We start from the raw sequence: 11,053 nt of genomic DNA on the forward strand, positions 1-11,053 counted from the left end.
GATGTTCCTGGGTGTCGACGGCGGCGGTACGAAGACCGCGTTCTGCCTGGTCGACCGGTCCGGACGGATGGTGGCGCGAGCGCAGGCGGCAAGTTCGTACTACTTCTCCCACGGCATCGGGCTCGTCGGACGGGTGCTGAAGGAAGGCGTCGACGCCGTCTGCGCGGCGGCCGAACTGCCCCCGGCCGACATCGAGTACGCCTTCTTCGGCCTGCCCGGTCACGGGGAGGCGGCTCACGATCTGCCCACGCTGAACGCCGCACCGCGAGCGGTGCTCGGGCACGACCGCTACGCGTGCGACAACGACATGGTCTGCGGCTGGGCGGGCTCGCTCGGCGCGGTCGACGGCATCAACGTCATCAGCGGCACCGGCTCGATGACCTACGGCGAGCGGTCGGGCCGGGGTGTACGCGTCGGCGGCTGGAGCGAGATGTTCGGCGACGAGGGATCGGCGCACTGGATCGCGGTCCGAGGCCTCAACGCCTTCTCGCGGATGAGCGACGGACGGCTCCCCGAGGGCCCGCTGGCCGAGGTGCTCCGGCGCCACCTCGATCTCGCGTCCGGCCTCGACCTGATCGACGTCGTCCACAACCGTTGGCAGGGCGACCGGGGCCGGATCGCCGCACTCAGCCGCTCGGTGACCGAGGCGGCGGCTCTCGGCGACGAGGTCTGCGCGGCGATCCTCGCCGACGCCGGCCGGGAACTCGCCCTGCTCGTCGACGTCACCCGCGAGCGGCTGGAGTTCGGCCCGGACGAGGCCGTCCCGGTCTCCTACTCCGGTGGCACCTTCGGCGCCGCCATGGTGCTGGAGGCGTTCACCACCGCACTGAAGAGCGGTTTCGCCGGCTACGACCTGCGACGTCCCCTGTACGAGCCTGTCGTAGGAGCTGCCCTGTACGCGGCGAAACTCGCCGGAACCCCGCTCGACCGGCCCGCGCTCGACGCGCTGCGCACGGCCTTCGGATCCCCCGCCTCAGGAGAGGACGACCGATGAACAACGGTACGAGAAGCTGGATCCTGTACGCATCGCTGCTGGTCCTGTTCTGGGGTGTATGGGGCGCCTTCTCCAGCGAGCCGAACAGCAGGTACGGCTACCCCAACGAGATGATCTACGTCATCTGGGCCTTCACGATGCTCATCCCCGCGTACTTCGCGATGCGCGGCAACAAGTTCGACCGCCGGCCGATCGCCGCGATGTACGGGCTGATCGCGGGACTGACCGGCGCCGGCGGACAGTTGCTGCTGTTCCAGGCGCTCGCCGACGGCCCGGCGTACCTGATCTTCCCTCTGGTGTCACTCTCCCCGGTGATCACCGTCCTCATGGCGACGGTCCTGCTGCGCGAGCGCATCACCCGCCTCGCTGTCGTGGGCGTGGTGGCGGCACTGACATCGATCGTGCTGCTCAGCATTCCCAGCGGCGGGGGCGACTCCGACGCGCACGGCCCGTGGCTGCCGCTGGCCGTCCTGATCTGCGTCGCCTGGGGTGTACAGGCGTTCTGCATGCGCAAGGCCGCACTCGTCGGGGTCAACGACGCGACAACCTTCGGGTGGATGACCATCAGCGGACTGCTGCTGGTACCGGTGGCGGTCGCGGTCATGGGCGGCTTCCCGTCCGGTGCCCCCTGGCAGGCGCCGGCACTCACCGCCGTCACCCAGGTCCTCAACGCGGTCGGCGCCCTGTTCCTGGTCATGGCGTTCAGCCGGGGCAAGGCCACGGTGGTCGCCCCCGTCACCAACGCACTGGCCCCGGTTCTGACCATCGTGCTGTCCCTGGCGGTCTATCAGACGCTGCCCAGCGTGTGGGCCGGCATCGGCATCGTGCTCGCCCTCGCGGGCTCGACCCTGATGGTCTACAGCGACGAGAAGAGCGGCGAGAGCTCCGTGGCACCGGGTGCGGCCGACGGTGACGTGAGTCCCGCCATGCGGTAGCCCCGAGCACCCGAACCGACCGTCGAAGCAACAGGAAAGCGAGGGGAACACCCCCATGTCCCTGGTTCCCACGCGCGAACTCGTCGAGAAGGCCGCCGCTGCCGGCCGGGCCGTGGCGGCGTTCAACGTGATCACGCTGGAACACGCCGAGGCGATCACCGCGGGAGCGGAGGCCGCGGAACGTTCGGTGATCCTGCAGATCAGCGAGAACGCCGTGCGGTTCCACGGCGGCCGAGTCGGGCCGATCGCACGGGCCGCGGCCGAGGTCGGCACGGCCTGTGCCGTCGACGTCGCGCTTCACCTGGACCATGTGACGGACATACGGCTGCTGCACACGGCAGCCGACGCCGGGTTCTCCTCCGCGATGTTCGACGCCGGGGCGCTGCCCTACGCCGAGAACCTCGCCGCCACCAGCGCCGCGGTGCGGTGGGCTCACGGCGCGGGCCTGTGGCTGGAGGCCGAACTCGGCTATGTGGGCGGCAAGCCGGACGCCCCCGCGAGCGCCCATGCCGCCGGGGTGCGCACCGACCCGCGGGAAGCGGCACGCTATGTCGCGGACACCGGCGTGGACGCCCTGGCCGTCGCCGTCGGCAGCAGCCACGCGATGACCGAACGCTCCGCGTCCCTGGACCACGCGCTGATCGAACGACTGCGGGACGCCGTGCGCGTGCCCCTGGTGCTGCACGGTTCGTCGGGCGTCGGCGACGACGAACTGCGCCGAGCCGTCCATGAGGGCATCGTGAAGGTCAACGTCGGCACCGCCCTCAACATCGCCTTCACCCGCGCGGTCCGCGAGACGCTGACGGCTCGGCCCGACCTCACCGACCCCCGCCCCTACGTCGCCCGGGGCAGGGAGACGATGGCGGAGACGGTACGCACCCTGCTCGGGGTGGTGAGCGGCTGAACACCGCCCGTCCGCGGCGGAGACGGCCTGCGCGTGATCACCAGGGGTTGTGCGGACAGGACGGTGGACACCTGGACGGCGCGGCTCGACGCACCGGGCAGGGCGCGCTTCGCTCGTCGACCCCACCGCGGCGGGAGTGTCGCCCGACGCGATCGCATATTGTCCGGGTCACGTCACTGACTGATGCCGCTTTCCCACATCGCTGGGCCCGGACCCCCGTTCCTGCCATCGTGATGCCCGTCGGGAAACACCGGCGCCACCGGTGAACCACCGACACTCCAGGCGCTGTTCGACCCATTCGGGTCGACGACTCACACCAGGACGAATACGGGGAACCATGTCTCTTCGCACTCGGCTCACACGCCGCGCGCAGCTCACTCTCATCGGTCTCACCGCCGGCGGTGTCGCGGCTGCCGCGATCGCCGTAGTACCGTCGCTCGCCGACAACGACTCCCCGGAGCCGGTGACGGTCGCCGCGCAGAAGGACGCCGCCTACGGGCCCGAACCCGAGGCCGACAGCGAGCTGGTCGCCCAGCCCAACGAGCTGACGACCATGGCCACGGCCTCGCTCTCGCCCGACACGATGATCAACCGGGCGCGTACCTGGCTCACGGCCAACAGCGGAAAGCCGGTTCCCTACAGCATGGAACGTGTCTGGAAGGACGGCTACCGCCAGGACTGCTCCGGCTACGTCTCCATGACGCTGGGACTGGGGAAGCCGGGTCTGAACACCGTCGGTCTCGCCGATTCCCGAAACGGCGTCACCAAGCGTCTCAGCAGCGTGAGTCAGCTCAAGAAGGGCGACCTGCTGATCGACTACCGAACTGATGACGGCGACTTCCGACACGTGGTGATCTTCGAGAAGTGGGCCAACGCGTCGCACAGCGCCTACTGGGCGTACGAACAGCGCGGCACGTACGGCACGACCCACCGGCAGCTGAAGTACGGGATCGGCAACGACAATTACGACCCCTTCCGCCCGGTCAAGCTGGGTGGCGGCGGTGGCGGTGGTGGCGGCACGCAGCCGCCGGCCCCGAGTGTCTCCTGGCCGACCCTCAAGAGCGGCTCCCAGGGCGCAGACGTGCGGTCCGCCCAACAGCTGCTGGTCTCGCGGGGTTACACACTCGACGCCGACGGTGTCTTCGGTCCGAAGACCCGCTCCGCGGTGATCCGGTTCCAGAACGCACAGTCCCTGACCGCCGACGGCGTCGTCGGCAAGAACACCTGGTCCAAGCTGATCAAGACCGTGCAGTACGGCGCGTCCGGCCCGGCGGTGAAGGCGGCCCAGACACAGCTGAACGTCTACGGCTACGGTCTCAAGGTGGACGGTGCGTTCGGCGCGCATACGAAGTCGGCGGTGGTCGCCTTCCAGAAGAAGCACGGCTTGCAGGCCGACGGCGTCGTGGGCCCGCAGACGTGGCGCACCCTGCTCGGCAGCCGCTGACCCCACCGGCCCTGACGGCTCCTTCCCCATCGCACCCACGGCGGGGGAGGAGCCGTCACGTCTGTGCATCGGGCAGTGACGGACTTCACCGCCCGGCCGGCCGTCGCTCGCAGCACATGGAAATGACTCTTTCGAAAGAATGCTTTCTATGGCTAGAGTGACTCCATGTCCGAACAACCGTCCCGCGTCATTGCTGATCCGCGCGCCCTGATGGCCATCGCGCATCCCCTCCGCCTACGGATCCTCGAGGCCCTGGCCCTGCACGGACCGCTGACGGCGACCGACGTCGCACATCATGTCGGCGAGAGTCCCGCGAACTGCTCCTGGCACCTGCGGCAGTTGAACAAGTACGGCTTCATCACCGAGGCGGGCGGCGGCAGCGGCCGGCAGCGGCCATGGCGCATGGTCGTCGACGCCCATCGGTGGGGGGTCGGCGAAGAGAGTCCCGAACTGGCGAGGGCCGGGGACGCCGCATCGCAGGTGCTGATCGATCTCGAGTATCGCGCCCTGCGCGAATGGCTGATGACTCGACGGCAGGAGACGCCCGAGTGGCGTGACGCCGGCTTCTTCAATCAGGCCGTGGGCTGGTGCACGCCCGAGGAGTTGGACGATCTGCGGACCAGCCTGTCCGAGCTGTTCGCGCCCTATCTGAGGCGCATCGAGGAGACTTCGGCCCGCCCGGCCGGATCTCGGCCCGTCCGGCTCATGGGGTGGGGAATCCCGGCCGCGACATCGGAACCCGGAGACGAAACGGAGGAGCGGACGTGAAGAGCCTGCTGGGCAGACGCGGCTTTTGGACGATCTTCGTCGCGCTCACCGTGAGCATGCTGGCCGAGTCGGTTCTCGTCCTTGCCCTGGGGGTCTGGGTGAAGGACCTGACCGGCTCGGACGGGCTGGCAGGCGCCACCTTCCTCGCGTTGAGCGCCCCCATGCTCGTTGCTCCGCTGGCCGGTTGGGTCGTGGACCGGATTCCACGCCGGGTGATCTTCGTCGCGCTGAATCTGATCACCGCCGGCTTACTCCTTCCGTTGCTTGCGGTCCGTCAGGAATCCGATCTGTGGATCGTGTACACGGTGGCTGTCGGCTACGGCCTCTCGTACATCGTGCTCGGCGCGACGGTCAGCGCCCTGGTGCCCGAGCTGGTGCCGGCGGATCTGCTCCCCGAAGCCAACAGCGCCCTGCAGACGGTCAAGCAGGCGCTGCGGCTCCTGGGGCCCTTGATCGGGGCCGGGCTGTTCAGCCTCCTGGGAGGCGCGAAGCTGTCCGCGGTGTGCGCCGTGTGTTTCCTGGTGGCCGGCGTCGTCGGGATGTTCCTGGGTGCCGGTCAACAGGTGGTCCGGACTCCGGAGACCTCCGGCCGTCTGACCTGGTCGAGTGAAGTCAGCGCCGGGTTCAGGCACTTGGTGCGCGATCCGGTGCTGCGGAAGGTGGCCGTCTGTTCGGCACTGAGCATGATCGGTCTTGGCGTGGGGGAGAGTCTGTACTTCGCGTACGTCGATCAGGGCCTCGGCAGGGACGCGGCCTTCCTCGGAGTGCTGGTCTCGGCGCAAGGCGTCGGGGGAGTGGCAGGCGGAGTCGCCTCGGCGCGCATAGTACGGCGGTTCGGCGAGGTCGGCGCCGTAGGCATCGGTATCGCGTTGTTCGCGCTGGGGAGCCTCGCACTGGTCCAGCCGACGCTCTGGCTTGCGCTCCCTGCCTCCGTGCTGATCGGAATGGGGCTTCCGGTTTCCATGGTCGGTACGAACACGCTTCTGCAACGACGCACCCCGGCCCACCTGCTCGGCCGCGCGGCGACCGCACTGGACGCGCTCGTGAGTGGCCCTCAGGCCCTGGCGATCGGTGCGGGTGCCGTTCTCGTGGGCGTGGTGGACTACCGGCTCCTCTTCGCGGTGACCGGGGTGGCGATGGCCTGCGTCGGCGGCCAACTCTGGATTGCGCGGCGACTTGCTCAGCCGGCTGTTCCCGCCACGTCGGCCAGGGCCGACCTCCCGGGGTGACACCGGTGGTGTCGGGGCACGCCGACACCAGGGGTGGAGAGTCATCCGGGACACCTGCCGGCAGGGGGGCCGACGGGATGCGAATAGGTTGCCGAAAGCGCGGCGATAGGGACCGTGCCTAGCTTCCTCTTGCTCAGATGGGTGAAACCCACAGCGAGGAGAGGCAATGACAGAATCGGTCGAAGATGCCGCGGGTGCGCGCCGTACGACGCCGCGCACCCGTCATGAAGAGATTCTCCTCGGTATGTGGCAGGACGTCCTCGGCCAGTCGGCAATGAGTGTCGAGGACGACTTCTTCGTACTCGGAGGAAACTCGCTCCATGTCATCCGCCTCATCTCGCGCCTCAGCGAGCAGACGGGGGTGGATCTTCCGCTCCAGTTCGTGCACGACTACCCGACCGTCGCGGAGGGTGCGGCCCGCCTGGACGTGCTGGCGGCGAAAAGCGGGGGAGTGCTCACAGAGGATTCCGTCGCCGGCGAGTTCCACCCGTCCCATGGTGATTGGTGAGGCGGTGCGGGGATGAGTAAAGCGATTCCCTCATCGACGACGACTGAACAGGGGAGAAAGCGATGACGGACAGCGGAGACCTCCGTTACCTCGTCGTACGCAACGACGAAGAGCAGTATTCGATCTGGCCCGAGGGCAGGGATCTGCCCGCGGGCTGGCACGCCGAGGGGACATCGGGGAGCCGCGAGGAATGCCTCGAGCATATCGAGGCGGTCTGGACCGACATGCGGCCGCGCAGCTTGCGGGTCCGTATGGAATCCGCCGACGTCTGACAGCGTCGGTATCCCTTATTTCCTTGATGATGAACCCGGAGTGAGAGGGCTGGAATGAGCGCTTCTGGCATGGATTCGGCAAGGGGGCGGTCCGAGGGGCGCTCGGGTTCGGGCGACGGTTCGTTCCTCCCTCTCACAACGACGCAGCACGGGATATGGCTCCACGAACAACTGCTGCCGACCAATGCGGTCTACAGCGTGAACCGTGCGATATGGCTCTACGGGCCGCTCGACGTCGTGGCCCTGCGTTCGGCCTTCGAGGATGTTCTGCACCGTCATCCGGTTCTCTCCGCCGTCGTACGGGCGGATCCGGAACCGGGCCTGCTGATGTCCAGGCCCTCCGAGAGCGCCTTCCGCGTGGTCGATCTGACCGGTTTCCCGGCCGGCGCCGTGCGCGAACACGCCGGCGAGATGGCACGGCAGGACCTGACACGGCCCTTCGACACCGCTGCGGGGCCCCTCGTCAGGGTGCTGTTGCTCCGGCTCTCCGACGCCGAACACCTCTTCGTGTTGAACGGCCACCATCTGGTGCTTGACGGGATGTCGGTACGAGTGGTGGCGCGTGACATCGCCGCGGCGTACGAGCAGGTGATCACCGGCCGGCCACCACGGCCCGCGGTCCAGGCCGCCCGGTTCGCGGAACACGTCCGGACACAGGCCGACTCCGCTCCGAGCCGCGCCCCGGCCGTTGACGCGTGGGCGGAGGCGCTCAGAGGGCTGCCCGCGACACTGGACCTGCCACGGGACCGGCCCTGGCCCGCGACTCCTTCCTACTCCGCCGGCTCGGTGTCGGCGTGCATCGACACCGAACTCGTCTCCGGCATGCGGAAGATGGCGGTGGCACAGCGGGTCACGCCCTTCACGGTGGCGCTGGCCGCCTTCTCGCTGGTGCTGAGCCGCTACAGCGGGGAGGAGCGATTCGCCCTCGGTACCACGCTCGCGGGGCGCGTCGCCGCCGAGCTGGACGAGACCGTGGGCATGCTTGCCAACACGGTGCCCCTTCCCATCGACATGTCGGGCGCTCCCACCGGCGTCGACCTGCTCCATCGCGGGCGGTCCGCCGTGCTCGAGGCTCTGAGCCGGCAGGACGTCTCGTTCGCGCAGATCGTCGAGGCGCTGCGTCCGGAGCGGATGCCGCACCGAACTCCTGTCTTCCAGGTCGCGATCCAGTACGAGGACCTGTCCGGCGAGGTCTGGTCCCTCGGCGGGCTCCGTTCCGAGAGGCTCCGGCTTCCGCAGGAACTGACCCAGTTCGAACTCACCCTCCTCGTCACGGAGGAGGCCGACGGGATCGCCCTGTCCCTGGAGTACCGCAAGGACCTCTTCGAAGCGGACGCGCTGGACCGGATGCTGAGACATCTGATCACGGTGCTGGAACGGCTGGTCGAGACACCTGAAGCCCCCGTCTCCGTGCTGTCGGCGCTTCCGGATCCGCAGCGCGATCTCGTGTTGCGGCAGTTCAACGCGGAATCGGCCGCAGCCGGGGAGCACGACGCCGAACAGGTGGTCGGGCAGCGGATCGACCGCGTCCTGCGGCGTGTGGCCGAGGCGGGTCCGGATCGCATCGCGGTGGTCCAAGGGGCCGAGGAGTACACCTACGGCCGGCTCTGGTCCGACAGCCGGGCCGCCGCGGCGGCCCTGCGCGCCTGTGGAGTCCGCCCCGGTGAAGCGGTCGGCCTGCTCGGCATCGCCGGCTACGAGGCCACGGTCGCCATGGCGGGGATCCTTGTCGCGGGCGGTCACTATGTGCCGCTCGACCCGACGTTCCCCGGCGACCGGGTCGTGCACATGCTGGCGGCGACCGGGGCGCGGCATCTCGTCACGGCCGCGGGCAGCGTGCCGGCCGGGGACCCGGGAGTGCGGGTGCACGCTCTAGGTGACCTCGTACGGGACGGGCGGGATGCGGCGGAGCCGGCGCCGCTGCCCGCCGGGCTCGACGGAGACCTCGCCTACGTGATCTTCACCTCGGGGACGACCGGGGCACCCAAGGCAGTGGGCGTCCCGCACCGCGGAGTCCTCGGCACCGTGTTGCGTCCCGGATCACTCCGTCACGGCCCCGACGACGGAATCCTGCTGCACCTGACGATCGCGTTCGACCCGACGGTCTACATGCTCTGGAGCGCGTTGCTCACCGGCGGGAGGGTGGTCACCCTTGACCCTGAGGCCACGTCGCTGGGCCGGCTGGCGGAGCGGATCTCCCAGCCGGACGTCACCGTGGCCGGCCTGACGCCCGCCCATTTCGCAGTCGTCGTCGACCATCACGCCGACGCCCTGCGCGGCCTGCGAAGGGTGCTGGTCGGTGGTGATGTGCTCCCCGTGCGCCAGGCGCGGCGGATGCTGGCCGCACTGCCCGGCACCGACCTGGTCAACGTCTACGGACCCACTGAGAACTCGATCATCAGCACCGCATCACACGCGGACACCTGGGATCGGAGCGCGTCGTCCGTGCCCATCGGCCGCCCGGTTGCCGGGACGTCCTGCTACGTGCTCGACCCTCGGATGGAGCCCGTGCCGCTCGGCGCCGCGGGCGAACTGTTCGTCGGCGGCGACAGGCTCGCCCGCGGCTACCTCGACGAGCCCGGACTGACGGCGGGGAAGTTCCTCCCCGACCCGTTCGGCGACGGGCCGGGAACCCGTATGTACCGCACCGGCGACCAGGTTCGCTGGCGCGCCGACGGACAGCTCGAATTCATCGGGCGTATGGACAGTCAGGTGAAGATCCGTGGGTACCGGGTCGAACTCGGGGAGGTCGAAGCCGCGCTCGTCGAGCACCGGGACGTCCGTCAGGCCGTGGTGACCCCCTGGGACCACCCCACCGGCGGGAAGCGCCTGGCCGCGTACCTCGTGGCCGACGGGGGCGCGGCGCTCGACGAAGCGGAAGTACGGCGTTGGCTCGCGCGCCGGCTTCCCCCGTACATGGTGCCGTCGAGTCTCCGTGTCCTCGACGAGATTCCCCTCAACCAGAACCAGAAGCCCGACCGGAAGAGGCTGCCGGCCCCGGATTCCGCCGGGGAGTACCGCGGTCACCGTGCACCCCGCACGGAAGCGGAGAGGACTCTGGCCGGCATCTGGAGTGACGTCCTCGGCCTCGACCGTGTCGACATCGAGGACGACTTCTTCGCCCTGGGCGGGGACTCCCTCCTCGCGATGAGGGTCGCCGCGCGGGCGACCGAGGCGGGACACCGGGTGTCGGCGCACGATGTGTTCAGCCATCGCACGGTGGCGGGCCTGGCCGCGGTGACGGCAGGGGCGGAGCCGCAGAGCGGTCCGGCGACCCTGGTTCCCGCCGCCTCCGGCCCGGTCGGCCGGGCCTTCCCCCGGTCCGGTCTCGACCCCCGGCAGACGGGAGATCTCCTCCGGCGCATGTCCGCGGCCGACCCGCGGATCACCGTCGATGAGGTGGAGGACATCCATCCGTTGTCCCCCCTCCAGTCGGGCATGCTCTTCCACTCCCTCGACGACGCGGAATCCCGGGGATACCTGAGGCAGTTCACCTTCGAGACCCCCGACGACCTCGATCCGGCAGCCCTCGGCTAGGCGTGGACGACCGTCGTGCGCCGGCACGACGCCCTGCGCACCACGTGCGTGATCGACGACGTTCCGCAGCCGCTGCTCGTCGTCCATCGTCAACTCGTCCGTCCACTGGCGGTCGTGGACCTGACGGCGGCGCGTGATGTCACGTCCCGGCTGCGGGACGCCTTGCTGACAGAGATGGACCGTTGTGCGCTGTCGGCGTCCGTGCCCGCGCACCGGCTCGCCCTCGTCATGCTTCCCGGCGGCCGTCATCGCCTGGTCTGGACGGTCCACCACCTGCTCGTCGACGGGTGGAGCATCTCGCTCGTCCTCGACGAACTCTTCACCCTCTATCAGGAGATGTCACACGGCGGCGGTGAGTCGCTCCTGTCGGAGGCGGTGTCGTACCGGGGGTTCGCGGAGTGGTTGGGGTCGCGTGATGCGGGGGTGGATGAGGAGTTCTGGCGGGGTGTGCTGGGTGGGGTG

At 69.4% G+C, this 11,053-nt stretch carries 9 protein-coding genes and 1 pseudogene; all 10 read left to right on the forward strand.

Translation table 11 applies throughout. The features are described 5' to 3' along the window. The first annotated feature begins 1 nt into the window (after position 1). Positions 2-994, forward strand: a complete 993-nt coding sequence (locus IF28_RS0130570; RefSeq protein ID WP_030227038.1) for an N-acetylglucosamine kinase — start codon at positions 2-4, stop codon at positions 992-994. Beyond that, a complete protein-coding gene (locus tag IF28_RS0130575) occupies positions 991-1,929 on the forward strand; it encodes a DMT family transporter (protein ID WP_030227042.1) in 939 nt (312 codons plus the stop codon). The genes IF28_RS0130570 and IF28_RS0130575 overlap by 4 nt, the downstream gene beginning before the upstream one ends. 55 nt (positions 1,930-1,984) lie before the next feature. Next, positions 1,985-2,833: a class II fructose-bisphosphate aldolase gene (locus tag IF28_RS0130580; RefSeq protein ID WP_030227045.1), complete on the forward strand. Its 849-nt coding sequence runs from the start codon at positions 1,985-1,987 to the stop codon at positions 2,831-2,833. A gap of 337 nt (positions 2,834-3,170) precedes the next feature. Beyond that, complete coding sequence (locus IF28_RS0130585; RefSeq protein WP_030227048.1) at positions 3,171-4,277, forward strand: peptidoglycan-binding domain-containing protein; 1,107 nt, start codon at positions 3,171-3,173, stop codon at positions 4,275-4,277. Between the two features lie 165 nt (positions 4,278-4,442). Beyond that, positions 4,443-5,045 (forward strand): winged helix-turn-helix domain-containing protein, encoded by a 603-nt coding sequence (locus IF28_RS0130590; RefSeq protein ID WP_063829360.1) that lies wholly within the window; start codon positions 4,443-4,445, stop codon positions 5,043-5,045. Next, positions 5,042-6,274, forward strand: coding sequence for an MFS transporter (locus IF28_RS0130595; protein ID WP_030227055.1), 1,233 nt, complete (start codon positions 5,042-5,044; stop codon positions 6,272-6,274). Before IF28_RS0130590 ends, IF28_RS0130595 begins: the two co-directional genes overlap by 4 nt. 166 nt (positions 6,275-6,440) lie before the next feature. Continuing rightward, on the forward strand, positions 6,441-6,782 hold the full coding sequence (locus IF28_RS0130600) for a phosphopantetheine-binding protein (protein ID WP_078621540.1): 342 nt from the start codon (positions 6,441-6,443) through the stop codon (positions 6,780-6,782). 62 nt (positions 6,783-6,844) lie between these two features. Next, positions 6,845-7,054 (forward strand): MbtH family protein, encoded by a 210-nt coding sequence (locus IF28_RS0130605; protein ID WP_030227061.1) that lies wholly within the window; start codon positions 6,845-6,847, stop codon positions 7,052-7,054. Between the two features lie 69 nt (positions 7,055-7,123). After that, entirely contained in the window at positions 7,124-10,591 is a 3,468-nt protein-coding gene (locus IF28_RS0130610) for a non-ribosomal peptide synthetase (RefSeq protein ID WP_158713729.1), read from the forward strand. A 12-nt stretch (positions 10,592-10,603) separates the two neighbouring features. Next, positions 10,604-11,053 (forward strand): annotated as a pseudogene (locus tag IF28_RS0130615) (condensation domain-containing protein); the annotation flags it as partial.

Source organism: Streptomyces sp. NRRL WC-3626, from assembly GCF_000718785.1.
Lineage (GTDB): Bacteria > Actinomycetota > Actinomycetes > Streptomycetales > Streptomycetaceae > Streptomyces > Streptomyces edwardsiae.